The organism is Microcoleus sp. K5-D4 (genome assembly GCF_036704575.1).
Lineage (GTDB): Bacteria > Cyanobacteriota > Cyanobacteriia > Cyanobacteriales > Microcoleaceae > Microcoleus.
Genome location: NZ_JAUBSD010000084.1, coordinates 1 through 25,023, shown reverse-complemented (window position 1 = coordinate 25,023; position 25,023 = coordinate 1). Strand labels below are relative to the sequence as shown.

25 protein-coding genes and 1 pseudogene are annotated in these 25,023 nt (G+C 45.8%); 14 read left to right on the top strand and 12 right to left on the bottom strand.

The window, feature by feature from the left end; all coding sequences use genetic code 11:
* Nucleotides 1–265: 265 nt before the first annotated feature.
* Together QUA77_RS22515 and btpA are read right to left on the bottom strand one after the other, a co-directional pair.
* Entirely contained in the window at nucleotides 266–1,189 is a 924-nt protein-coding gene (locus QUA77_RS22515; RefSeq protein WP_333452602.1) for a vitamin K epoxide reductase family protein, read from the bottom strand.
* Between the two features lie 260 nt (nucleotides 1,190–1,449).
* Entirely contained in the window at nucleotides 1,450–2,337 is an 888-nt protein-coding gene (gene btpA / locus QUA77_RS22510) for a photosystem I biogenesis protein BtpA (protein WP_333452600.1), read from the bottom strand.
* A gap of 407 nt (nucleotides 2,338–2,744) precedes the next feature.
* On the opposite strand from btpA, the gene QUA77_RS22505 reads away from it, so the two are divergent.
* Complete coding sequence (locus tag QUA77_RS22505) at nucleotides 2,745–3,731, top strand: GDSL-type esterase/lipase family protein (RefSeq protein ID WP_333041121.1); 987 nt, start codon at nucleotides 2,745–2,747, stop codon at nucleotides 3,729–3,731.
* A 282-nt stretch (nucleotides 3,732–4,013) separates the two neighbouring features.
* Here the strand turns inward: QUA77_RS22505 and QUA77_RS22500 are convergent, their stop codons facing one another.
* On the bottom strand, nucleotides 4,014–5,066 hold the full coding sequence (locus tag QUA77_RS22500; protein ID WP_333041122.1) for a Gfo/Idh/MocA family oxidoreductase: 1,053 nt from the start codon (nucleotides 5,064–5,066) through the stop codon (nucleotides 4,014–4,016).
* A gap of 638 nt (nucleotides 5,067–5,704) precedes the next feature.
* Between QUA77_RS22500 and QUA77_RS22495 the strand changes: the two genes are divergently transcribed.
* On the top strand, nucleotides 5,705–6,358 hold the full coding sequence (locus tag QUA77_RS22495) for a hypothetical protein (RefSeq protein ID WP_333041123.1): 654 nt from the start codon (nucleotides 5,705–5,707) through the stop codon (nucleotides 6,356–6,358).
* 36 nt (nucleotides 6,359–6,394) lie between these two features.
* Here the strand turns inward: QUA77_RS22495 and QUA77_RS22490 are convergent, their stop codons facing one another.
* The 3 genes from QUA77_RS22490 to def form a co-directional block, all read right to left on the bottom strand.
* On the bottom strand, nucleotides 6,395–7,732 hold the full coding sequence (locus QUA77_RS22490) for a PrsW family glutamic-type intramembrane protease (RefSeq protein ID WP_333041125.1): 1,338 nt from the start codon (nucleotides 7,730–7,732) through the stop codon (nucleotides 6,395–6,397).
* Nucleotides 7,733–7,909: 177 nt separating this feature from the next.
* On the bottom strand, nucleotides 7,910–8,110 hold the full coding sequence (locus QUA77_RS22485) for a hypothetical protein (protein WP_199292547.1): 201 nt from the start codon (nucleotides 8,108–8,110) through the stop codon (nucleotides 7,910–7,912).
* Nucleotides 8,110–8,670: a peptide deformylase gene (gene def / locus QUA77_RS22480; protein ID WP_190659061.1), complete on the bottom strand. Its 561-nt coding sequence runs from the start codon at nucleotides 8,668–8,670 to the stop codon at nucleotides 8,110–8,112. Before def ends, QUA77_RS22485 begins: the two co-directional genes overlap by 1 nt.
* A 244-nt stretch (nucleotides 8,671–8,914) precedes the next feature.
* Between def and QUA77_RS22475 the strand changes: the two genes are divergently transcribed.
* The gene (locus tag QUA77_RS22475) at nucleotides 8,915–10,138 is read left to right on the top strand and encodes an RNA-guided endonuclease TnpB family protein (protein WP_333452598.1); all 1,224 of its coding nucleotides are present in this window, start codon (nucleotides 8,915–8,917) and stop codon (nucleotides 10,136–10,138) included.
* 20 nt (nucleotides 10,139–10,158) lie between these two features.
* Nucleotides 10,159–10,671 carry a DUF1648 domain-containing protein gene (locus QUA77_RS22470; protein WP_333452596.1) on the top strand — a complete coding sequence of 171 codons (513 nt, stop codon included), beginning with the start codon at nucleotides 10,159–10,161 and terminating at the stop codon, nucleotides 10,669–10,671.
* 273 nt (nucleotides 10,672–10,944) lie between these two features.
* On the opposite strand, the gene QUA77_RS22465 is transcribed toward QUA77_RS22470, so the two are convergent.
* Entirely contained in the window at nucleotides 10,945–11,382 is a 438-nt protein-coding gene (locus tag QUA77_RS22465; RefSeq protein ID WP_333452595.1) for an aspartyl protease, read from the bottom strand.
* 120 nt (nucleotides 11,383–11,502) lie between these two features.
* Between QUA77_RS22465 and QUA77_RS22460 the strand changes: the two genes are divergently transcribed.
* Together QUA77_RS22460 and QUA77_RS22455 are read left to right on the top strand one after the other, a co-directional pair.
* Complete coding sequence (locus tag QUA77_RS22460) at nucleotides 11,503–12,795, top strand: pentapeptide repeat-containing protein (protein ID WP_333043103.1); 1,293 nt, start codon at nucleotides 11,503–11,505, stop codon at nucleotides 12,793–12,795.
* Nucleotides 12,796–12,978: 183 nt separating this feature from the next.
* Nucleotides 12,979–13,329, top strand: coding sequence for a hypothetical protein (locus QUA77_RS22455; protein ID WP_333043101.1), 351 nt, complete (start codon nucleotides 12,979–12,981; stop codon nucleotides 13,327–13,329).
* A 311-nt stretch (nucleotides 13,330–13,640) separates the two neighbouring features.
* Here the strand turns inward: QUA77_RS22455 and QUA77_RS22450 are convergent, their stop codons facing one another.
* Nucleotides 13,641–14,264, bottom strand: a complete 624-nt coding sequence (locus tag QUA77_RS22450) for a TenA family protein (protein WP_333078223.1) — start codon at nucleotides 14,262–14,264, stop codon at nucleotides 13,641–13,643.
* A 285-nt stretch (nucleotides 14,265–14,549) separates the two neighbouring features.
* Here QUA77_RS22450 and QUA77_RS22445 point away from each other — a divergent pair, with 285 nt between their 5' ends.
* A complete protein-coding gene (locus tag QUA77_RS22445; RefSeq protein ID WP_333452592.1) occupies nucleotides 14,550–15,512 on the top strand; it encodes a glycosyltransferase family 2 protein in 963 nt (320 codons plus the stop codon).
* 84 nt (nucleotides 15,513–15,596) lie between these two features.
* A complete protein-coding gene (locus QUA77_RS22440; RefSeq protein ID WP_333452590.1) occupies nucleotides 15,597–16,196 on the top strand; it encodes a glutathione S-transferase family protein in 600 nt (199 codons plus the stop codon).
* Nucleotides 16,197–16,213: 17 nt separating this feature from the next.
* On the opposite strand, the gene QUA77_RS22435 is transcribed toward QUA77_RS22440, so the two are convergent.
* The 4 genes from QUA77_RS22435 to QUA77_RS29405 form a co-directional block, all read right to left on the bottom strand.
* Complete coding sequence (locus tag QUA77_RS22435) at nucleotides 16,214–18,934, bottom strand: tetratricopeptide repeat protein (protein WP_333452588.1); 2,721 nt, start codon at nucleotides 18,932–18,934, stop codon at nucleotides 16,214–16,216.
* A 328-nt stretch (nucleotides 18,935–19,262) separates the two neighbouring features.
* On the bottom strand, nucleotides 19,263–20,294 hold the full coding sequence (locus QUA77_RS22430; protein ID WP_333452586.1) for a caspase family protein: 1,032 nt from the start codon (nucleotides 20,292–20,294) through the stop codon (nucleotides 19,263–19,265).
* A gap of 333 nt (nucleotides 20,295–20,627) precedes the next feature.
* The gene (locus tag QUA77_RS22425) at nucleotides 20,628–20,807 is read right to left on the bottom strand and encodes a hypothetical protein (RefSeq protein ID WP_333452585.1); all 180 of its coding nucleotides are present in this window, start codon (nucleotides 20,805–20,807) and stop codon (nucleotides 20,628–20,630) included.
* 33 nt (nucleotides 20,808–20,840) lie between these two features.
* Nucleotides 20,841–20,909, bottom strand: coding sequence for a hypothetical protein (locus QUA77_RS29405; RefSeq protein WP_445242254.1), 69 nt, complete (start codon nucleotides 20,907–20,909; stop codon nucleotides 20,841–20,843).
* A 167-nt stretch (nucleotides 20,910–21,076) separates the two neighbouring features.
* Between QUA77_RS29405 and QUA77_RS22420 the strand changes: the two genes are divergently transcribed.
* The 6 genes and pseudogenes from QUA77_RS22420 (at nucleotide 21,077) to QUA77_RS22395 (ending at nucleotide 24,757) form a co-directional block, all read left to right on the top strand.
* Nucleotides 21,077–21,226 carry a DUF3122 domain-containing protein gene (locus QUA77_RS22420; protein ID WP_333452613.1) on the top strand — a complete coding sequence of 50 codons (150 nt, stop codon included), beginning with the start codon at nucleotides 21,077–21,079 and terminating at the stop codon, nucleotides 21,224–21,226.
* Nucleotides 21,227–21,231: 5 nt separating this feature from the next.
* A pseudogene (locus tag QUA77_RS22415) lies at nucleotides 21,232–21,480 on the top strand (cation transporting ATPase C-terminal domain-containing protein); the annotation flags it as partial.
* Nucleotides 21,475–21,882: a potassium channel family protein gene (locus QUA77_RS22410; protein ID WP_333452610.1), complete on the top strand. Its 408-nt coding sequence runs from the start codon at nucleotides 21,475–21,477 to the stop codon at nucleotides 21,880–21,882. The pseudogene QUA77_RS22415 and the gene QUA77_RS22410, both read left to right, overlap by 6 nt.
* A 478-nt stretch (nucleotides 21,883–22,360) precedes the next feature.
* Complete coding sequence (locus QUA77_RS22405) at nucleotides 22,361–22,633, top strand: hypothetical protein (RefSeq protein ID WP_333060069.1); 273 nt, start codon at nucleotides 22,361–22,363, stop codon at nucleotides 22,631–22,633.
* 86 nt (nucleotides 22,634–22,719) lie between these two features.
* The gene (locus QUA77_RS22400) at nucleotides 22,720–23,463 is read left to right on the top strand and encodes an AI-2E family transporter (RefSeq protein WP_333452583.1); all 744 of its coding nucleotides are present in this window, start codon (nucleotides 22,720–22,722) and stop codon (nucleotides 23,461–23,463) included.
* 484 nt (nucleotides 23,464–23,947) lie between these two features.
* Nucleotides 23,948–24,757 (top strand): glucose 1-dehydrogenase, encoded by an 810-nt coding sequence (locus tag QUA77_RS22395; protein ID WP_333139236.1) that lies wholly within the window; start codon nucleotides 23,948–23,950, stop codon nucleotides 24,755–24,757.
* Nucleotides 24,758–25,023 lie beyond the last annotated feature (266 nt).

Here is a 25,023-nt window from a genome sequence, read left to right as displayed (position 1 = left end):
TAACAATCATTCTGGAAGCAGAAACCCGGTTTATTGCATTTTTATGTAAAAGTTTTATTAGTTATTGACCGATCTAAATACTAGAAATCCACAATTTGTGGGAAAATTTTTCTTTCTCACTAATTCTTACTATTTTTTTATTGATTATAGATGCAAAATTTTAGATTGATTTTGCAGCACGAGCCAAGGAGAAACTAAGTTAAAAACCAGGATATTTCCAGCCCATCAATCTAAAATCTGTCATCTATAATCTTCAACTTTCCTGTCAGTTTTGAAAGTTGCGCGGACCGGTGTAGCCCGATAAATCAGCGAGTTTATCCAAAGATTGTGTCCCCGCATAAAACTGACCATTAATCTCCCAAGTCGGGAAACCTTTAACATTTGCAGCAGCAGCTTGGCAAATTTCAGCGCGGGAATTTTGCCCCCTGGGATCGCATTCAAAATAATCAATTATTTTGGCTGCTTCTTTGCCGAACAGCATTTTTTGGTCGTGGCAGTGGGGACACCAGTAAGCGCCGTACTCTTTAGCGCCGATTTGTCGGAGGTGGCGGGCCAAAGCAATTTGTGCCGGGCCGGAGGTTGTAGTGACGGCAGGGGCTGCAAGTCCGGGGGTAGAGACAATAGGAGGAGGTGAGTTGACGCTGTTATAAAGTCCCAAGGCGGCGATCGAACTCACCATTGCCACCAAAATGCCTGTAAACACCAACTGTCCGATATCTTCCCACTCGCGCCCGACTAGCACCAGCACAAACAGCGACAGCGAAAATAAGGCAGAAGTGATGCAGTAAATGCACAGTTCCTGAATTTCAAAAGCCATCAAATACATCAAATAGCTGCTGAAAATTACCATCGCAGCAGTGATGATAAATAGCGCTTGCCAAGTGTTTTTTTCTAGTTGAGAGTGCAGTCCTTTATTGGTGGCGGGATTTACCGCTTTGGGAGCCAATGCCAGGATTGCTATGCTCAGGTAAGCCAGACAACCTAACAAACTTAAAGGCACTGTGCCAAAGAGTGTAGCGTAGGGACTGTTAAGAACTTTGTCGCAGCCGCTGGTGGGACAAATGACCGAGCCATTGGTGAATTTAGCGATCGTGAGATAGGCCGTTTCTACGACGCCTATGGCTGCGATCGCTGCCATCACAGTCCTAGACCAGCGATGAATCCAAGGGGTTGAACGTCGGCGAATCATTTTTTGATTTGGTAATTGATAATTGGGACGTTGAAAGAATAAGGAATTTGGGCAACTAGCAAGGTAAGGGTTTTAACGGATTTAACGGATGGATGTTGAGGGAAGAAGTCAGAAGTCAGAGAAAAGAAATCTATCCATGTATCCGTGACTTCCGTGTCGTGAATCAAAGAAATTGGGAATTGGTGATTGATAAGTGTGCTTTTTTCACTGTTAGCTCTTCATTTGCAGCTATTACCGATTACCCATTACCCCTTCCCATTTTACGTTTTACTTGTGACTTTGCCCGGTTCCGGTGTTGGCCCTCTTGAGCCATTAGCATCTCTATTTTCCTGTTCGCGCTCTTTCTCTGACAAGCTGCGGCGGGCGGCTTCTACAAACTGACTGACGCGGATCGGATCGATGGGCTGCTCGATGCGGCCGTTTCGCTTCAGGGAACTCGATACGATTACGCCGTCAGCGGCCTGCATGAGGGTGGAAATGTTTTCCCACGAGGCGCCGCTGCCGATGAAAACAGGAATTCCCGCCGCTGCTGCACTCGCGAGTTCTAAGTCTTCGAGATTGGGAGGGCTACCAGTTGTCCAGCCGGAAAGGATTACGGCGTCGGCTAAAGCTCGCCCGATCGTCTCTTGGACGGCTGTGGTCAAGTTCGGGCTGCCTAGGGGTCGCCCGTGCTTGACTAACACGTCTGCTAATATTTTGACATCGCTGCCCAATTCCCGGCGGTAGCGCAGAAGCTGGTGAGCTTGGCCTTCAATTAAGCCTTGGTCTGTAGCCATGATGCCGTTAAGGACGTTGACGCGGATGAATTGAGCTCCTGTGCAGGAGGCGATGGCGATCGCGCTTTGAGCGTCGTTTCGCAGCACGTTAACGCCGATCGGCAGCGTCACGAGATTTGTTAGCCTCTCGACTACCAGAGTCATGGCACTTACCACAGCCGGATCTACGCTGTCTTTGGCAAAAGGAGCGTCGAAAAAGTTCTCGACAATGATACCGTTTGCGCCACCAGAAGCCAGCGCTGTAGCCTCTTGCTCGGCTCTTCCGATAATAGCTTTGAGGTTTCCGCCCCAGCGGGGAGAAGTTGGCAAAGGCTGTAAATGTACGACACCGATTATGGGATTCGGCGTTTTGAATATTTGTTTTAAGTCCACGGATTTTCCTGAAACCACCAAGTTCACTGACGGCTGACGGCGGATTTTGACGGTATATTCTAGAATTCTATATCCACGGGGGCGATTCGGTTGACTTAATCGGGTCGCCAAGTTGCTCAAACCCCGCAGCCATAACAGTTTAGATTTTAGATTTTAGATTTTAGATTTTACATAGGCGACCTACTCACCTCACTTAAAGACGGATACTTGCTTCTAGACAGGAGTCCTGGAAAGCAAAAAAGTTTAGATTTTAGCGAGATATCCCAGATTCATCTGTAGAGTCAATGCTTTAATCTTTAATCTAAAATCGACTGACTACAATCGGGGTTGAAAGCTTGACAGCAGTTGCATTCTTTTTTATACCTTGGTGTCGGCAGGGGTTTATCCTTCTCTATCGAGGTTAAGTGGTGAAACTTGTTCTCATAATTTTGGCTGTCACCGCAGGATTGGGGGCGGCAATCGAAGTGCTGCTGCGGGTGCTGCTGGGTTTTGGTAATCCCTTGATTTATATTGCCGATGCCGAGTGCGGCTATTTGTTGGCGCCCAACCAGAAGGTGCGTCGCTTGGGCAACCGGATTGAGATTAACGAGTATTCGATGCGTAGCCCAGCGATCGCCCCGATACCCCCTCCAGAAACTCTGCGCGTCTTGCTGTTGGGAGATTCTGTCGCCAACGGCGGTTGGTGGACACATCAGACAGATACCATCTCCGAAATTATGGCTCGGAATTTGAGACTGCAAGTACAGAATCTGGCGAGCACTCCACAATTAGGTTCACAAGTCAACTATTTAAATTTTGAAGTTCTCAACGCCTCAGCCAATTCTTGGGGGCCGAGGAATCAACTTGCTTACGCCAAGCGGTTCGGTGTTTTTGGGGCAAATGCTGTGGTGTTGCTGCTCAATACGGACGATTTTTTTGCATCGGCTCCTTGTCCTCTGGTTGTGGGTCGCGATCGATCTTACCCGGATCACAAACCCCGATCGGCTACGCTAGAGTTATTGAGCCGCTACCTGCTACCTGCCGTGCCAACTCCCCAATTGGCAGCACCCAGAGCCACAAGCGGCGATGTAGTAGGCTGCAACTTAGAAGCTATTCGCCAAATCCAGAAAATAGCTGTATCCGCCAACGTCGAGTTTTTGCTAGCCGTCACGCCCAAGCGAGGCGAACTCGGCGGCCCGGGCCCTCGCGACTGGGAAGTCAAAGCTAGAGCGCGTCTCGCCGAACTCGTAGAAACAGAGAAAATTACTTACATAGATTTTCTTCCCATTTTCAATTGTGCGGCCGAATTTCCAACTTTGTATCGAGACAGCATTCACCTGAGTCCTCAAGGAAATCAGCTAGTTAGCAAAACCATCAGTCGTCAAATAGTCGCTCTTTTTTGGCATAAATCGTGACTTCACCTAAAGACGGATACTTGCCCACGACTCCTGTTGTCGAGAGCAAAAAAGTTGAAACCTTAGTTCAAGCCCCCAGATTCATCTGCAGAGTCAATCTAAAGCCTAAAATCGTTCGACTGAGCGCAACTCCACGCACGCGCTCGCCGAACTTCTCACGCCGAATTGTCCAATCTCAAATCGACTGATATCGAATCCGGTTGCATGGGAACAGTTACCGTCTTCAACGAACAACAAACCCAAACTGTAAAAGCACCCGGAAACGACAGGATTTGTCTCGATTTAGCTAACTTGCAAAGTAGACTCTAGCTCTTTCGGATACCAAGCTTGACCGTCGAGAGCCATTTGCTCTATCACACTCGCAAGCCGCAGAGCTTTGAGAGCTTGTTCTCCTCCGACAGAAGGCTGATTTCCACCCCGCACGCAATTAATAAAATGCTCCAATTCGGCGTGGAGCGGTTCAATATTGCTGGTGTAAACTTTCTCTATCAACCCATCTTGACGGTATAGCACCTGACCGTAATCCGTCACGTAATTGGCGGTTGTTTGTCGGTGAATCAAGATTTCGTTGTTGAGAAAATCTGCCTCTGTCAGAGAATTCTTGCAGTGAGCCACGATTGAACGGAGTTTGCGGTGCGTCACCTTACTGGCAGTCAGGGTGGCGACAATGCCGTTAGCAAAGTTCAACGTCGCTGTCACGTAGTCTAAATAACCTGAATCTGAGGCCCTGCTGCCGCTGGCCGTCAGCTTCACCACTTGGGAATCTGCCAATTCCAAAAGCAAGTCGATGTCGTGGATCATTAAATCCAAAACTACCGATACGTCGTTAGCCCGCTGGGAATAGGGACTCATCCGGTGAGCTTCCAATGCCAGTAACTCTTCAGTTTTCAGCACTTTGCCGAGTTCCTGAAAAGCTGGATTGAAGCGCTCGATGTGACCCACTTGTAAAATCCGGTGGGCCTCAGCAGCCGCGTTGACCAAAGATTCGGCTTCGGCAATGCTAGCCGCGATCGGCTTTTCAATTAAAACGTGAACACCCGCTTGGAGACAAGACATCCCCACAGGGTGATGCAGGCGAGTTGGAACGGCGACGCAAACTGCATCTACGTGGGCGAGCAAATCTCGGTAGTCTTCAAAGAAGCGAACCCGGTATTTGCTTGCTACATCTATTCCCCGCTCTACATTTATGTCTGCAACACCCACGAGTTCGATATCTTTTAGCAAGCTCAGAACTCGCGTGTGATGCTGGCCCATATTGCCAACCCCAATCACCCCAATGCGGAGGGGTTCAGGTTGACTTCGCTGGGCGAAAACGTTTGCGTATCCCAATGACATCCTATCTAGCACTCCTGGATTCTCCTCCACCACCACAGGAATCAAGCCCCTTGGCTTCCCTCAGCTACTCACAGCCATCCAGATAGTACCACAGTCAAACTATTTGTGAAGAATTTCTAAGTTCAGTTGCGATTATCGCATCAGGCAATTAAGCAGAAGCTAGTCATACACAAGGGTAGAATACAGGGGTCAAATGTCTGGAAATTGCGTATTGACAAAAATTTTTAAATGTGTATGCAAAGCGGGACGATCGCCTGCTGCATCGCCAGAACACAAACCCGTCGGAATATTTGGCGATTACGATCAAATATTTTTCTAGTTTGTGTTCAAAAGTAATAGTGAAAGTCATAAATTATACAATTACAACAGGTGACGCATCCGTATTAGCTCGGTTGTTTACATTCGGGAATCTTTGACTTCAAAAAAATTTACTTTAAGAATGCGGATAATTACGGGCGATCGCTCACTCAAATAGACTAGACTTACGTCAATAGTCCCGACTGTTTTTAGTTCCTAGTCTGAAACAATCGATTTTCCGTTGGTAGCTCGATGGCAGCATCGCCTTGAAACCCATATTATACGCTTGGCAATCAAAAACAGTCCGAAGTATTGTTAGGTAAACATTAATAAAAAAAACAATGAGTCACAAACTAAGGCCCAGATTAGGAAGTGCGATCGCTAGCACCATTTTAAGTTTGTTTTCAGCCGTGTCATTGGTAGAAGTTGACAAAGTACAAGCCGCCGTACTTACCTACAATTTCGATGTGGACAATGGTAGTACAGCTAGCGGTTTTTTTAAGTTGAATAACTCCTCGCTTACAGGAATAGGATTTGAAGAAATTGCCGTTTCCGAGGGAAGATTGGAACGATGGGAAAAAGATTACAATTTGGCAGGGGCTACAGCTTCTTTTGAGCAAGGAGCTTTTCGCGGACTGTATGCAAGTGGCGGCTACAGTGTGATGAATGAATATATCAGTCCTCCAGACGAACCAGGAGGGCCTTTTTACTGGGTGTATGAGAGCTACGAATCTTGGTCTATGGGATTGAGATATTTCTCGTGGAGTCACGAGACTGTGTACAGATACATGAACTATCAATCATATATAGACGATGGATTGCTCATCGTCGATAGCTATATTCCATACTCTAGAGGGTGGGGGTACTCTGATGTTTCTTACACCCTAGTGAATACCGAAGCCGAACCAGTTCCCGAACCTCTCACTGCTGGGGCGGCAGCTTTAGCATTGGCAGGTTTAAGCTGGTTAAAACACAAGAAAAAAATGGCAGCTTGAGGTGCCCTGGCACATCAACAATTAAGCACTCAGAAGTCACTTTTCCAAGAATATTCGAGTTGCAAAATTTTGCTCCCGATTCGGAGAAAGAGCTCTGGCTTTCAAAATCGCGGCTACCAAAAACGCATAGGACAAAACTCCCACCAACGCCAGCAAAAGTACGCTGGCTGCTCCTGACGCATTCCACAAAGCGTGAAGTGCCGAAGCGCTGAAATAACCTACGCCCAAAATAGGCCAGCGCTTCCTGGGTTTGAGGGCGCTCAAACCGATAAAATATCCCAAATAGCCGCTGTAAGCCATGTGTCCGGCGGCGGAACCCAAAATGCGGGGAATTAGCAACTGCAATCCTACTAATTGTCCGGCGTCGGGCCCTGCTTGCAGGGTGACATTTTGGATGACATTGGGAACGTACTGTCCCAGAGTTTCTAACAGTGTAAAGCCGACTGCCGAGGCACTTCCTAACAGAATTCCGTCTAAAGGTTCCCAAACGCCGATTCGATCGCGCCACGGATTTCGCAGCCAATTTCCCAGCAACATCGCTCCCAAAACGGGCAGGGCTTTCAGCAATTCTTCCATTAGACCCGCCCCGAAAAACATTCTGGTCAAAAAAGGCAAAAAACTGATTGCTTCGCCTTCGGCTGGCAGGCGACCGGGCAAAATTTCTCTAAATACTAATATAAATCCAATCAATAGGGGGCTGATCACAATCAGGACAGTAGCTAAAGCCGAACCAAGCAATACCCACCACGGTTTGTGTTTGCCGCACAGTTGATAGATAAAGTAGTAAGCCGCACCGGCGAGGTAAGCTGACAGCAGCAAGTTGAACGCTGCAGAATTGCCAACGGCGACAAACATCGACACGACAACAATAACTGTGGCAATACCTGGATATAAGTAAGCTTTTTGGCTTAATTGTTTGCCCGTCGAGGCGATGGGGAATAATTGAGTTAAAGTGAGAGCATCTTTTTCGCTAGCCGCAAAATTGCCTGTTTGTGGTGCTCTTAATCCGGGTTGATTTTGGTAAGGGGTTACGGGAGATTCAAATATAAATTCAGGGCCGTCAAGGCCGAGACTGATGCGATCGCCTGTTTCTAAAGTTTGGCAGCCAGAGAGCTTTTTTCCGTTGATATAAGTTCCGTTAGCGCTGTTGAGGTCGCAAATTTCCCATCTCGTCAAAGTACCCTGGGTTAGGGGACGGATCATGGCGTGGCGACGGGAAACCATGCCGTGACCGATCGACTCTAAAGCTATTTGACAATTGCGATCGCGTCCGATGAGCAATTCCCCTTCTTCAGAAAGTTGGTACTTGGATACTGGGGTTCCCAGAGCGTCTTTGGCTGGCACTTGTCGCAGAAATCCGATTTCATTAGTCATGAGTTATGAGTCATTAGTCATTAGTCATTAGTCATTGGTCATGAGCTCGCGAGCTGTTAGCTGATGTTATTTTTGAGCAGTCTTTATTCCACAGTTATTGGTTGTTAGCTGCTGACTAATTACTAATTACTAATTACTAATAACTGCTGACTAATGACTAATGACTAATCACTCTGCTTATAGATTTGCCCTGGCATCCTGAACGGCTGCATAGAAAAATATGCCAGTTAGCGGTACGCTCAAGGCGAGGATGATGCCCGTGACTAAATTGCCAAGTTGAGCTTCTCCCGATGACAGCTCAAAGATCGAGCCGACTGCCGCGATCGCAGTGATGCACGAAAGAGCTAAGAGTAAACCACTTTTCGGAGTTCCTGCCATCATACTGATTTTACTGCCTTGGGGGAAAATTTATGCTTGACTAATGCTTCATTCAGTGCCAGCTTGTTTTCTACTCTGTCTACAAACAGCACTCCGTTGAGGTGATCCATTTCGTGCTGAATTGCCCTCGACAGTAACTCTGTTGCTATCAGGGTTTGTGGGCGGCCGTATTCGTCGCGGTAGGATACTTCAATGACTTCTGGGCGTTTGACTTCTAAATAAACTCCCGGAATGCTCAAACACCCTTCTTGCAAGATGCAAATATCGCCGCTGCTACTTTTGATGGTGGGGTTGATCAAAACAATTGGGGGTGTGGCGGGGTTTTCCGGGTCACAGTCGAGGACAATTACTTGTTTGTGGACTCCGACTTGGGGGGCTGCCAAACCGATACCGTCGGCACTGTACATGGTTTGCAGCATTTCTCGGACTAGCTGCCGAATTTCTGCATCGACGCTTTTGACGCGCTTGGCTGGCTGCCGCAGGACGCGATCGCCTAATGTGTGTATTGTTAGGGGCGGTTTTTCTAACTTTTTCTTTTCAATCAAGACCTGAGCCGTCATAGAACCTCGCGGGATGTTTGGAAAGCCCCAACGAAAGCTGTTGGGGAATGAAATTGGAACCAATACTATTATTTCCAATATTAATCTAATTTTAACTCCTCGCTCCTGTTGTCCCCCGCTATAACTGTACCCAGTGTCTTCGGCGGGATGAAAGGCAGGGAGATTGTAGGTACGGAAATCTCCAAATCTTTATTTTTGTAGATATTTTACTGGAATATGTATAATACAGTAAGGAGGTAATGAAATGCTGCATACTGCCATCAAGGTTCGACTTTATCCAACAGTAGAGCAACAAGCCCTACTGTCTCAGCACTTTGGCTGTGCCAGATGGTGGTGGAACTATGGTCTAAATAAGTCAATTGAGACTTATAAAGAAACGGGTAAAAGCCTTGGTCAGTCAGCACTCAATGCCTTTTTACCAAAACTCAAGAAAGCCGAAGAAACACTTTGGTTGTCTGAATGTTACAGCCAAGTTTTGCAAGCAACAACGCTCAACCTCACAACCGCCTATAAAAACTTTTTTGCAGGTCGTGGTAGGTTCCCGCGCTACAAGTCAAAGCATGATAAGCAATCGATTCAGTATCCTCAAAATGTCAAGGTACTTGATGGGTTTGTTCAGTTTCCTGGCAAGGTCGGCAAAGTTAAAGCCAAGTTGCACAGGAACATAGAAGGAACAATCAAAACCGTAACGGTTAGTTTAAATCCTTCTGGGAAATACTTTGCCTCAATATTGACGGAGAGTGAAGGCGACAATCCGACTGTTTCAACGGTCGGCAAAGTAATTGGAATTGACTTGGGATTGACTCACTTTGCTATTACGAGTAATGGCTGCAAAGTCTCCAAGTACGATCGCCCTAAGCATCTAGCCAAACACGAGAAAAACCTCAAACGCAAGCAACAAAAGCTAGCTAAAAAACAGAAAGGAAGTAATTCAAGGAACAAAGCTAAAAAGACGGTAGCTAAAGTGTACGAACGGGTAACTAAATCCCGTCAGGATTTTCTACATAAGCTTTCCCGAAAGCTCGTCAATGAAAACCAAGTTGTCGTAGTAGAGAATCTTAATGTCAAAGGCATGGTACGCAATCACAATTTAGCTAAAGCCATATCTGATGTGGGATGGGGAATCTTTATCAATTTCCTAGCTTACAAGCTAGAGAAAAAAGGTGGCAAGTTGGTTGAGACTGACCGCTGGTTCCCCAGCTCCAAGCTCTGCTCTAATTGCTATTACCAGATTGATAAGTTACCGCTTGATGTTAGGGAGTGGACTTGTCCTAATTGCGGTACTCGTCATGACCGTGATGGTAACGCCGCAACAAACATTAGAGCGGAAGGCATCAGAATATTACAGACGGATGGAACAGCCGTTTTAGCTAACGGAGGGGAAGTAAGACCAAAGATTGGACGCAAGTCTGTTCTGAGGCATTCCTCTGTGATGTTAGAAGCCCACACTATAATCGTTTCGATTTAGTGTGGGTAGTTCACGTAGCCATGACTGGAAACGCACCAAACCAACGGCCGGTTATTTCTCTGGGGCTTTCGCCTGTTTTAGTCGCGGTAGAGCTTTTAGGTGCGATCGCGATTTTGCTGGCTGTTTTGCTCATCGTCAAGTTTTGGGCCGTTTTGCCCGATCGAATTCCGATACATTTCGGCTTGGGGGGGCTGGCTGATGCTTGGGGCGACAAGGTGACAATTTGGATCATGCCGGCGGTTGCGGCCATTATTTTTGCCGTTTTAACTGCGGTTTCGCGCTATCCCCATACTTTTAATTATCCGGTACGGATTACTTCTGAGAACGCTCGCCGGCAATATCTGTTGGGGCGAGGCCTTTTGGGTTGGCTGAAGGCGGAGATTTGCTGGCTGTTGGCGTTTGTGGTGCGGCAGCAAATTCTTGTCGCTTTGGGCCATGCTCAAAGGTTTAGTGTGGAGTTAGTTTTGGGGATAATTGTTTTGATATTTGGGACGGTTGGCGTGTATTTGCTCAAGGCTTATTCTGCTCGCTAGATGTAGCGCCAAAAACTTACATCTACCCAAAGACTAAGTTTATTGATATTAATAAAAATTAACCCCTCATGATATTATGTTCTCACTATCAATGAAATAAAATTAGTTGGTAAATTAGTTGGTAGTGAGGACTAAAATCCTCATATAACTTTGAGGAGTTCAGTCCTCATTACAAACATTTTTGATGGTGGCTAATTGACTGGACATAATAGGAATCACAGGCCAGAGGTTTGTGCTACGGTAAACGCCGATCGACTAACCCATCAGATATGTTTACTGATTGTTCATCGGCAATACTCGCAACCGTCGATTTTTCAAATCAGGTTCTAAGCCTAGTTCTTCCATGGGAATTACCCCCAGCAAAACAGCAGAAACGCCTTCGGGCAATTCTAAACAATCAAATCTGCCTTCTCTCCCCTCTACAATAATTTGAGCGCCTGCAAAAAACCGACATTTTTTGATACCAGCCGATGTTTCTACATCTCTTTCTCCTACTTGTTTTAAACCAAGTTGGCTAATAATGGGAGCTGGCAAGGAAAGCAGAGTTGCTCCGGTATCGACAACAACGTTATTGAGGGTAACAGAGCGAACTTCCCGAGCAGCAATGAATCCCCGTTCAGCCATAACTAGATCGATGCGATTCGTGACGGCGATTGTTGTAACAACTTGACCCCTTTGTTTTTCTTGCAGATTGGGGAGTACCAGGGTCATAGTACGTTACCTCTTTTGAGTGTAATTAGTGGAGATTTCTATTGTAATATTATCTAGAATCCTGCTTAGTTAGTTAAAATCGTTTTATTGACCAGCCACAGTTAGAATTTGTCTCAACGCATGACACCCGAACCAAACTCTTCTCAACCCAATCGCCCTGAATCTAACGTGACTGTAGAAAGTCTGAACGGTGGGAACCCTAATGTGCCACCAGAATCAGGGATAATCGTCGCTACTGCTGAACCCGAAAAACCGGTGCCACCGCCTCCAACTCGCAAGGTTTTTTTGCCGCAGCAGCCGGAACAAACGACTACTGAGAAGTCGGGGTCCGTGCTGACGCTGGGGTTGATCGCAGCGATGATTTTTGGGCTGGCCAATGACAACATTTGGCTGGGCTTAATTGGCGCCGTGGGTGCGATCAGCATATCGCTGCGGCTGATGTGGCCGAGTTGGGGCAAAATCTGGGCGCAGGTAATTCCGCCGACTTGGCGCACTCTGATCGTCGCCTGCTTCGGGCTTTTAGCTGGGATTGTTGGCTTGCTGATGCTCAGCGGTAGTAATACTGAACCGGGAAGCCGCAACATCCAAATCAACTGGGACGCCATCGGCGCTCTCGGCGAGTTGATCGGCGCTTTGGGCCAAATTTTGATCGCTATTTTGGGCGTTTACGTGGCTTGGCGGCAGTACGTGATCTCGAAAGATTTGACGATTCAGCAAAATCGAATTACGCAGCAGCAAACGATCGATGCTTATTTTCAAGGGGTTTCCGACTTAGCCCTTGACGAACAAGGGTTTTTGGAAGACTGGCCGCAGGAAAGGGCGATCGCAGAAGGCCGCACCGCTGCGATTATGAGCAGTGTAGATGCTGAAGGTAAAGCTAAAATTCTGCGGTTTTTGTCGCAGTCTAGATTGGTTACTCCTCTGAAGCGCGATCGGCTTTTAGGCCGCCCCATCCTTGACGGCGACGGCGGCTACGCTGAAGACAGAGATCACGGTATCCGCGTTATCGATCTCAATGTCATGTTAGCGGGTGCTGACCTGGCTGGCACCGATTTGCGGTGGACGGATTTGAGTGAAGCCAACCTCGTCCGCGCCAATCTCAGCAAGTGCGATTTAGTGAAAGCCAACCTCTCGCGCGCTGTCTTGTACGACGCCAATCTCGCTCGCGCCGACATGAGAGCGGCCGCATTATTCTACGGCTCGGCACAAACTGCATCCCCCCGCAGCCGTACCGAATTTCCCAACTATCAAACGGGTGAACATACCGGCGCTGTGGTGGAACGTGTTGATTTCACCGGTGTCAAGCGGCTCTCGGAGGAGCAGCGCTATTACTGCTGCGCTTGGTGCGGCTCGAAGTCGAGAGAGACTATTCCCGGCGGCTGCGAAGGGATTCCCAATAAACTCGGACGTTAAAATTAGCAGTACGGCGGTACTTAGGTATATATTTGGCGATCGCTCGGCAGCGGACTATACTTTAATTTTAAATCTACAGTCTTGGGCTGTTTTAGCCATGACAAATACTGATTTAGGGCTAGAAGTAATTCCGCGCCTGGAGCGCTCCCAAAGCCGGGAGGGGGGAACTTTTCTAATTGTTATGTGGTTTCTGAGCCGATCGATAATGGCGATCGGGATTCAGGTAATTGCTCATTTAGTCGGCAAAAACCCCCCCGTGTATGGGATTGGCTGCCTCTGAGTTTTGGAAGCGCTTTCCTTCCCAAAAGTGGCTGGGAACTGTTTTCGCAAGGGGACGGTAAATGGTACGTCGAAATCGCCAATTTAGGCTACAGCTATGCAGAGGACGAGCAGCAGCATTCTGTAGCTTTTTATCCGCTATTTCCTCTCCTGATGAGCGACTTCACGACTCTGGGAATGGAAGTGGAATTAGCAGGGATACTCATTAATAGTTGGGAATCTTTGCGGGCATTGTTGGTGGTTGCAAGCTGTTAGTAAAGTTGCCCTGATTTGGGCGGTGGCTATTTGTTGTGGTATTGGATAAAAAGGCTGAGCATTACAGTCGTCTATTTGGGCTTTTTCTCTTTAGCGTTACCGATCAACTCCAGTGTTATGCAATCGGTTCATCCCTAAGCTTAGGGCATTGTTTTGCTCTCGGTGGGAGTCGGTTTAGTGTTGATTAGTCAGCCTCGTTGGGAATAGGCTGTTATGACATTATTTGCTACATTCCTGCTGTACATGGCTGTTAAATTTACTGGGTGTAGGTAGCTTAAGATAGTTTTCCATATCTTTTGCCCAAACTTAATTTACTCTATTTCCCAAGCCGCCTGAAAAAAGTCTCTTTCGCATAGCATAGCGTAGCGATAGGTTGCTTCTACCTCTGGCCCAGCCTCTGCGTAGCGATCGACCAAACTTTCCAGCCGTTTTGCTAAAATCTCAAAATCCGAGCTGCTATAGGTGGAAATCCAGTCGCTAAAGGCGTGTTCCGGTATATTAGGTTTAGCTAGCTGCTGTCCCAAAAAAGCATACAACCGCAAGCAAGGAGTCATGGCGGCTACTGTCAAACCTACACTACTCCCCCAGGCTGTCGCTAATAAAAAATCTGTGTAGCGGCGGGTAGCGATTCCCGGTTTTGCCTCTTGCAAGTTTACCCCCCATTTGGCTGCATATCCTTGATGCAAACGAAGTTCTTCTAAAACGCCGCTACCGAGATTGTGGAGGATTTCAAACCCCTCCCAGTCGGGTGCTTTTGCCGCAGCGATACTGTAAGCGCGAGCGAAGGCTCCCAGAAAAAATGCGTCTTGTGCAACGTAATATGCAAAACTATTTTGGGGCAGGCTGCCGTCAGCAATGCCTCTGACAAAGGGATGTTGCAGACAAGCTTCGCTTAAGTCTTGATTTGCTTGCCAAAGATAATTGGAATTTGTCATGCCATTTTGAATCGATGGGTTATGATTGTAATTTTTATAGTCTGACTAAACATCTATAATAACAGATGTTTTTGCTTGGCGTGTGTCAGTCTTATGGTATCTTTTATTTTTCGTATTTAAGAAAATAGATAAGTTTTGGTATGCGGCTATGTTGTGGGCTGCTGTTGTCTGCCTAAAAGAGCGAAATTACGTGCCGAACCTCTCTCGTGAAGCAGCCAGGGTGTTTGGGGAAAAAGAAACTTTTGATTGAACGGTTGAAAAGCCGATTTTTAAACAGAAACTGCAATGAACGATACACCTAAGTATTCCTTGGTAATTCCTATCTATAACGAAGAAGAAAATCTCGCTGAATTGTATCGGCGAATTAGTGCCGTGATGGATCGCATGGACGGCCCAGTAGAATTAATTTTAATCAATGATGGCAGTCGCGATCGCTCTCTCGAACTTTTGCGAGAATTGCACGAAAAAGACTCGCGAATTTGTTACCTCAGTTTTGCCCGCAATTTCGGTCATCAAATAGCTGTAACTGCTGGTTTAAACTTTTCTAGAGGTCAAGTTGTCGTCATCATGGACGGCGATTTGCAAGACCCGCCAGAGCTAATTATAGATATGGTACAACAGTGGCGGCAGGGCTATCAAGTTGTTTACGCTCAGCGCACTCAACGCCGTCAAGAAGGTTGGTTTAAGCGGTTGCCAGCTTATATGTATTATCGCATTTTGCGGCATCTTGCGGATGTTGATATTCCCATAGATACCGGAGATTTTTGTTTGATGGATAGGTGCGTGGTGGACGTGCTAAATGCGATGCCTGAACGCAACCGCTACATTCGGGGACTGCGCGCTTGGATTGGTTTTAAACAAACGGCGGTTAAGTTTGAACGAGATCCGCGTTTTGCTGGGGAGGTCAAGTATACATTCAGAAAATCTTTGAGTTTGGCGATGAATGGTTTAGTATCATTTTCAAAAGTTCCCCTCCGACTTTCGATTTATATGGGGTTATTTGCGGCATTTGTATCTGTGTTAATGGCTTTTTTGATTTTGTATTGGCGGATTTTTTATCCAAGTTCTGCCTTAACGGGTTTGACAATTGTGATGATGGCGGTTTTCTTTTTGGGTGCGGTGCAGTTGGTTAGTATTGGGATTTTGGGCCAGTATATAGGGCGTATTTACGAGGAGGTGAAGGGACGGCCGCTTTATACTTTGGCAGAAGTAGCTGGTTTTGGCGATCGACACCGATCGCCAAAATAATTTTAGCAAACAACTGTTAACTCATCGTGCCTCAATTATCGAATTTATGAGATAATTTAAGATCGTAAAATCTTCTCAAGACTGATGTTTAAACTTTACGAGTATTCCCCCTCGGGCAATTGCTATAAAGTTCGCTTGCTTTTAACTCAACTTAATATTCCCTTCGATCGCACAGAAATTAATATTCTCGAAGGAAAAAGCCGCACACCTGAATTTTTGGTCAAAAATCCCAATGGCCGCATTCCGGTGTTAGAAATCGCACCGGGTAAATTTCTGTTTGAATCGAACGCAATTATGTTTTACTTGAGCGAAGAAACTGAGTTTTTCCCCACGGATAAATTTGAACGCGCTGAAGTCATGCAGTGGTTGTTTTTTGAACAGTACAGCCACGAACCTTTTATTGCTACTTCTCGTTTTTGGTATATGACAGGGAAAGCAGAAGAATATCAGGAAGCACTTCAACAAAAACAAGCACCGGGTTATGCTGCTTTGGGGGTGATGGAACAGCATTTAGCAAACCATGCTTTTTTTGTAGGCAATCGCTATACTATTGCTGACATCGGTTTATTTGCTTACACTCACGTTGCTGGTGAGGGCGGATTTGATTTAACCAGATTTCCGGCCATTCAAACTTGGATCGATCGCGTAAAAAGTCAACCTCGATATATAAAAATTACAGTATGAAATTAAAATGAGGCTAATTACATCAAAGCTCGAAATCGTTCATCATCTCGGATACTGTCAAAATCTGGGTTGTGTTTTGCTTCGCTTCGGCTTCGACGAGGTGCAATATCAATCGCTTTCTGTAGATTATCGATAGCCTGTCCAATCTCACCTTGTAGTGCGTAGCAGCAGGCTTTACCATAATAGCCACTCTCATCCTTAGGATCTTGCTTAATCGCTTGTTCACAATCAGTAAGGGCTTCGGTGTATCGACCAGCCCTAGCCAAAATAATGCCACGATTAGCCCTGTATAATACTTTTTTAGGATCTAAGTTAATTGCTTCATCAATGGCTGTAATAGCTTTCTCAAAAGTCTTGAGAAGACTTAATGCTAGTGCTTGAGTGTTCAGTGCTTTATGATTCTTAGAATCAATCTTAAAAGCTCGATCGCCAGCAGTAAGGGCTTCCTCATATCGCTCTAGATGAAGGAGAGCCGTCCCTTGATTTGTCCAAGCATTAACAGATTTAGGTTCAAGGTCTAGCGCTTTTTTGTAACTTGCCAGCGCTTCCTCATATCGCCATAGATTAGTGAGAATAAAGCCTCGAATTACCCAAGCATCAACATATTCAGGATCGAGGCCTAGCGCTTTTTGCACACTTTCGAGCGCTTCCTCATATCTCTCTAGACTGCCTAGTACAGCCCCTCGATTTTTCCAAGAATCAACAGATTCAGGATCGAGGTCAAGCGCTTTTTCAAAACTAGCCAGTGCTTCCTCATATCGCTCTAGTTTGCCTAGAGCAACACCCTGCCCAACAAAAGTAGATGCATTACCTTGGTCTAACTCGACTGCTTTCTGATAGCAATCCAGTGAATCCTTGTAAAGTTCTACAGTTCTGAGTAAGTCACCGAGACTTGAAAAAAGAGTATACATCAGTTTCGGATGGCAGTGAGTTAATTTTTCACACTGGATTTTCGCTTGCAACAGTGAATCAGTTCTTTCTCTCAATGTATTGCAACGTAAAGATTTATAGATCAGTCCTGCACACTTGCCTAGACTATCCTTGAGATCGTCAACAGATCCCAACAGGGATTGAATAGATACCTCAATTTGTTTTAAAAAGGCCTCCATTTCTGGGTCCGGAGGAGTATTCTCACCTTCAAATTTAATCTCGTAGATTCTTGGTGGTATTTTTAGAAAAGGCCACCCAAAGCTGAGAACTCTTCCCGAATCTTTAAAAAATTTGCCTGTCGCTGTGGGAAGCAGATTCAGGTTCTCTTCACTCATCTCTGCACGAATGAAAGCAAAGGGAGCCATAAATACATCTGGTTCTTTCAGATACACTGCCGTAAAGACCTGTTCAATATATTTTTGGAGTCCTTCCTTTCCCTTGCCAAAAAGATTGTAATAGAGAAACTCGGCCATCAGTTCTCGCCACCCCTCATCCTCATACTGTTCGGGTAAAAACATTTCAGGAGTAACAAGTTGATCCGCTTGTTTCTGGAAGTAATTGGCTAGTAAAGCATGAGTTTTGCGAAATTGATTTTGATCCTTCTGAAAATAGGACTGCCGAAAGACATCCCGCGCCACATCATCTAAGCGGTAGTGTCCTTTGGTAAACTCAACAAAATCTAAGTTTTTCAACCATTCAAAGTAACCCTCTGCATTATCGGCATCTTGTGGTAAGCCTAATTCAACGCTTCCAAGCAAATATTGAATCATCGCCCGATCGAACCATCGACAACAAGCTACCACATACAAAACTTCCTCATGCCGGGTATCTATCCCCTGCAAAAGTAATTTAGCGATCGCTTGGTTTCCTTGGGAAAAATCAGGTTTTTCACCTTGCTCTAGTTGCTTCCGTACCCAATCTAGATAATAGGGTAATCCCTGTGTTGCCTTGTAGATTTTGGCGCGTATACCGCCATTTTCAATGCCAATTTGCTTGAGATATTCCTCTGTATCCTTCCTGCTAAACTTCTTAAGTGGCACCTCAAAAAGCAACTTCCTATCCTGGTTGAGCTTGCGCCAACCCTCATCTGCTTGCAGCGATCGCCGCCCTACAACCACAAGCCTTACTCGTGCAGAAGACAACGCAGTATCTTCGACCAAATACTGCCACAGCCATTGATTCAGGTAAGACTGTGCTTTTTCATAGGTATCCAAAATCAGCACGAGCGATCGTCCTCTGCTTTGGGCAATTTGCATCAGACTTTCCGCAAATGCCTGCGTCAGTTTGGAAACTGGCTGTAACATAAGAGCCTGTAGCTCAGGCTGGTCTTTGGTCGCAGGGTGATTCCGCACTCGCTGCTCGATCGATTCTTGCAAGCTGTCTGCATCCTCTCCAATCGCCGCTAATGCAGAAAAACCTACCTTTGAAAGATTAAAAGATGTCGGCTTACTTGAGGTGGAGGTCAAACCTATTAGGTTTAGCCATATGAAGCGTTGAAACCAGCTTGTAATCTTCTTTGCTTCTTCGCTGCTAGTTGTTTTACCATCAATTGACTCATGACTCAACTTGTATAGAGTTGACTCAAACTGCTGCTCTTTTTGTTTGAATGAATCAGCGGTCGTTTCACCTCCAAAACGCTCAACAGCCTGCTCATGTACCTTTCGCATCAATTTTAGGGGAGTTTCGATATCAGGCGTTTTCGTAAAACAAATCTCCAGAAAATCAACTTTGCCTGCATGGGCATCCTTTAACCGCCCCAGTAACGTTGTTTTACCAACTCCGCCAGTTCCGCAAATATTGAATAGCAAGGGTTGTCCATCATATTCGTTGAGTGCTAAGGCAAAGCGTTCTAACAGCCTTTTCGCCTCATCTCGTTCTATGTAAGGTCTATCTGGTACTCGCGATCGCATCGGAGATTGACGATTCATCTCGGACTGAGCTGACTGCTGAGTCTCTTTCTTTGCTAATTGTGCCGCTTCTAATCGTGCCTTTGCTCCAGCAACTTCTTCTCGCTTTTCGTCCAGTTGAATCTTCAGGTGTACTGGAATCGTCGAAGTGGCGTAGCTTGCCGCTTGTACTTCCATCAATGTAAGCGCTTTTTGATGAGCAAGTAGTATTTTTTCCAGATCGGCGCAATCATCCATTTGGTTTCCCATCTCTCAATCTTGCTTCCAATTCTGCCACCTCTCGCCGTTTTTCCTCTAGGTCAATCTGCAGATGGCCAGGGATTTGCAGCTTCCCATAGCCAGCAGCCTGTTCTTCTAGAATAGCCAGCGATCGCTTTGCCATCGCCAAGGCAGGGGTCATCACCTCTTGATGTGTCATCACCCTAGGCAACTCTGGACTCTGGGTTTGGCTGGGCAGTCCCTTGCCACCGCGCAACATTGCCACTGGGAAATCCTCCGTCGCTGCATCACAAAACGGGGTTTGTTCTGCGTGACAGAGGTTACGGGCACTCTCTGAAACCGTTTTTCCCAAGTGAGTCATGACGTTGAAAATTGTGACGAGGCGATCGTCCGGTTGATTTGCCATTCCCTTCAGCGCCTCAATCAGATGATAGGTATAGAGACTGAGGATGCCATCTGGACGCACCCAAGAACTTTGATTTCCTCGTGATGAGGTGAACACCGCCCGGCCTTCCCCCTGCTTCAGGGCATCAATCACCCCTTTCGGCAACGCTGTAGGCAAAAAGTCTGCTGGCAGATCGTTCTTAGCGGTAGCCATCCCCTCCGCATGACAACTATCAATGATTACCCAGAGACGTTTAGCCTCGATCTTGCGTAACTTTTCAGTCAAGGTTTCGGCTGAAAGGGCTGTTTGTGGAATGGCTTGCGGATTAAAATCATGTTGGAGTAAGTAGTAAGCATTACTGGCGAGGTCAAACGTACCATGCCCAGAATAGTAAATGACGATCGTGGCATTTGAGTCTGCCTCTGCACATCCTTTTAACCAGTCCAGACCATCCAGAATGGCACTGTGACTCGCACCCTCGTTCTGTAACAACCGGACACGATCGGGACTATTGGGATATGCACAAAAATTTGCGTCAGTCAGCACATCTTTGAGCGCTTGAGCATCCTTGACTGTTACTGGAAGCCAATAGCGACGATCGGCAGTATTACCAACACCAATCAACAGCGCGTAACCGTGGGTAAATAGATCGGACATCTAAAAAAAACTCCAGCACAAAACAACAATCCCTCAACCCGAGTTAATAATATATAGTTCCTAAACCAGGATAAACTAAAAAACACAATCAAGCTACTTCCAAAATAAATACTAGACTAAGCTGTTAGTTTTAGGGCTTACTCGTTATCGCTACCTTTCTCCCAGTTTCGATCGAGAGCGGGCAGCATTGGCAGCTTTCAAATTGTACAAACTACTGGTTTGATTCACGTAGAGATGCGTAGAGATTGAGAAATGTTTCACCACCATGTCGGTATCTTTTACAAGCCTGTTCGCGGTATTCCTACTTGAATATAGCGCCTATTTTTTCCTAAATTAATCAATAAAATTCAGGAGTAAAAACAGCTTTTTTTCTGTTTTATAGATGGTAAAAATGTTTTCATACTGCCAATAAGTCTCTCCTTTTCCATAAACAGCTTCAGCGACAAAGCCATTGGCAAAGCGCAACTGTGCGTTGCACAAACAAGCTTTGTAGAAATCCGGCTGAGTGTCCAAAAATATGGCATCTGGCGCCTCTTGAAGGAAAATCTATAGCACTGCAGCAAAAATTAGAATCAAGATAATCAGACTCTTGAACTGATTAAGCAACAGTATCAATGCGCTCGATTTACAGCACTTTCCGATGCTATGAGGTACAATTAAGAATTACGGCTTTATGGGCGTAGTTGGATTTAGCTTGACACTACTGGCAACCAGAGCGGCTGCGAGCGATTTAGACCGGGTTTTTGTAGGTTTAGGACGCGGAGTTTGCTACTGTGACGTAAATCGAAGAATATCCAGCGCAAATGCTCTACCCATCCCGGCAAAACCTGCGAGATCACAACGGAAATTCCTGGCAGGCGATCGCCTTTAAGCGTATTCATCCCGGTGGTAGTGCGATTGTCTCGACTTTTGGGAGTTTATCGATCGATTGAGTGCTTCAGATGATAACTTTGCCTCCATTGAAGCCGCCGTAGAAGAAGGACGCACCGTTTATGGCAACCTGTTGAAAACCATTGGGTTTATCCTACCCGTCAACGGTGGAGAGGCGATGACCATAGTGGTGGGAATCTTGGCTGGTATCACCTTGCCAATTTTGCCCGTGCAGATTCTCTGGGTTAATATGGTGAGTTCCGTCGCCCTTAGTGCCACTCTAGCTTTTGAGCCCTTATCGGCTGACACTATGCGCGGTTTGCTCCTCTTGCATAATGTGATAGCGATCGTCACTCTAATTGGCGCGGCTAGCATTAATGCGTTTGAGTGCGAGTTTCCTAATGGTAGTGCTGGCATTAATGACTATGGCACTGCGCTGTGGTTGACGGGAATGTTGATGAGCACGATCGGCTCTGATTACTTTCCGAAAACAGCCCAAGGGCGGGTGCTTTGTTTTTTGCTGGCGTTGTGTGCGATCGCGCTAGGCGGTTATTTTACAGCAACCCTGGCTACATTTTTTGTGAGCCAGGAGGCCGAGAGCGATCGAGCAGAAATAGCGGCTACACAATCTATTCAAGCTTTGGAAACAGAAATTACTGCACTGCCAACAGAGGTTCAAGCCTGCTTCACGAAAAGGTTTAGATCTGTGAATTGCTAACCTTAGAGTTGAGCATGAGGTCGATCGTTCTCGATGCGATAGTAGACAAACGATTATGTCTGTCCAATTATAGATAATATTCTAATCTCAACTCTGCCAAGCGACAGAGGATATTTAAATTCTTTAATTTTACTATAAAATTACCGTCTAACCACTCAACGCAAAAATATTTAGAACGCTGGAAAAAATCAACCGAATCAATTTATGATTGGACATCAAAAATCCCCACTTTATCAAGCCTAAGTCAAATGTTTAACTGTTCAATAGTGCGGACAGTTTTTCTAGGCGGGATGGCGGATTTTCTAAATACTTTGAAGCCCAGCAGATAATTAAATCAATGTCATCTCCACTCCTGACTTGCATTTAATTTGACTTTTTTACGATCCTTGCCCTCTAAAGCTTGTAGTATCGTTACCAAAAATGCCCGCAGTATTGAATGTTAACCTGGTTCTATTTATTACATTGACACGAGAAACTCATGGAAAACACATTGTTCGATCGCACATTCCGCGACAGCGAAGGCCAAATTGTTATAGCTCAGACGCCAAATCTACCACTGAGTGTCGGGATTGTAGCTAGTTTATTAACGCTCATTGTTACAACAGGTAAAATTAATTTAGGGTTGGAGCTAGTAGCCTTTGGCTCTTTGTTTACTTGGGCTTGGGAAGAATTATTTCAAGGAGTTAATTACTTTCGTAGAGCATTAGGTTTGATTGTGCTTGTCGGTCTGATTGTAGGGAAACTTCAATAATTAGGTAAGCATAAATCAAATCAATAAGGTATAGCAAAACCTTGAATCAGGCGGATGAGGAACGGTGGAGAGGTTGACCGGCTGTAATGGACAATCCAAAAATTAACACCAATAGGATGTGGGAACACCTGAACAATCCTCCACTCATTCGCTACCTGCTACTATGGACGCTTGGCTGGGCGATCGTGCAGGTGTTGGCATATTTTGAAACGGTTCTGATTGTTTCTATTTTTGCAGCCATTCTCGCCTTTGTGCTTAACTCTCCAGTCAAATTTGTATCTCGTTTCATCCCTCGTTGGGTAGCGGTTGTGCTGGTGTTTTTACTTGCCTTGTTGATTCTAGGTGGGTTAATGGCAACGTTAGGATTAGCTATCATTTCCCAAGCACAGCAGTTATTGGAACAGGCTCCTCAATTTTTAGAGTGGGCGATCGCACTGTTGGAAACACTCCAATCGTTTCTGCAAAAGCGCATTACGGTCGATTTCAGCACCTTTGAGACACAACTGCGCGAACAACCCCTCGGCATCATGGGCATGGGTTTTTCCACACAGCAAAATGTGTTATTCAACTTGCTAGATGTGATTGTGATTGCGGTGATTTGCTTCTTTATGCTGCTAGATGGTAGACGACTAGGGAATCTGATCGTGAGGCTCTTTCCATGCGGATTACGCGATGATTTGACCAGGGCAATTCAAAATAATTTTCTTGGTTTCTTTGGTGTCGGTTGCTGTTATCAATCTTCGTCGGCATCTCTACCTTTGTGGTGTTTATTTTGCCTAATATTCCCTATGCACTGGTCATGGCAGCAGTCGCAGGCGCCTTTGATTTGATTCCCGGTATTGGCTGGCGCAACGATTGGGATTAGCCTCATCTGTCTGATTATTCTGCCTCAAGGAATTCTGCTCAGCTTGAAAGTTTGAGTGGGTTGCATTGTCTTACAGCAGGTTGAAAAAAACTTACTCAGGCCCCGTATTATGCAAGACTCCATTAATATAAATCCAGTCATTATGTTCTTTGCGCTATTATAGCAATCCTTGCAGGAGTCGTAAATTTTTTACCCCACCCCAACCCTCCCTTTACCAAGGGGAGGGAGTAAGAATTCACAAATGATTTAGGATTGCTATAGTGGGGGCGCGAGTCGCTGGATTGGTCAGAGTTTTTCTGTCGCTCCCGATCGCAGGCGTAATAATCAGCCTCCTGGATATTGATGGAATACCTGTGGAAAAGACAGAATAACCTTCTGGTTGATGTTGAAGCTAGTTGTGGTGAGGTTTCGATTACAACATTTTTTGTTGAATCTCTAGGAGAGAAATTATGAAAGGTTTAAAGGGAAAAAACGCACTCATTACTGGAGCGAGTTCAGGCATTGGGCAGGCGATCGCCATTCGTCTCGCTCAAGAAGGTTGCAACATTGCCGTTAACTATCGCAAAAGCTTAGAAGAGGCAGAAGATACTGAAGAAATAGCTCTGCAAAAAGCCTGTGGACAAGCATCGGAATGCGGGGTTGAAACGCTATTAGTTCAGGGAGATGTCTCCAAAGAAGACGACATCCTTCGTATGGTGAATACTGTCATTGATAAATTTGGTAGTCTGGATATCCTGATTAATAATGCTGGGATTCAAACAGAAAGCGCATCCCATGAAGTGCCAACCGATGAATTCGATCGCATAATTGCCGTCAATTTGCGAGGTGCATATCTCTGTGCGCGGGAAACCATTAAGCATCTGTTAGAGCAGCAGCGCTCAGGCGTGATTATCAATATTTCCAGTGTGCATGAAATCATCCCCCGCCCGATGTATATCAGCTATTCCATCAGCAAAGGCGGCATGGGAAATCTGACTAAAACCCTAGCGTTGGAATACGCAAACCGAGGCATCCGCGTCAATGCTATCGCGCCCGGTGCAACAATTACACCGATTAATGAAAGCTGGACTGACAATCCAGAACAAAAGGCAGTAGTGGAAAGCCATATCCCAATGGGACGGGCCGGCACATCGGAGGAAATGGCAGCATCTGTTGCCTTTCTCGCATCAGATGAAGCGGCTTACATTACGGGACAAACGCTCTATATTGATGGTGGATTGACCCTCTATGGTGACTTTCGCGAAGCTTGGTCTGCCTAAATTAACTTGGAGAAACTATTTGGAGTAAATAGGCGATCGCTGTCATTTTACCTAAAAAAGGATTTGTTTGGGCGATCGCTTTCTTTACTCACCGGACACTAGACTAAACCGCACTAATGTGTCATGCAGATACAGCGGTTCCCTTGTTATGAGGTACAATAGCAACAGCTAGCTTTCCCAATTTTTTAACTGGAGTTTAGACTAAAAAAGAGAGAACGGTGGCAAAAGAAAAACTTGAGCCACCGTTAAGGAGAGAATGAGGGTGA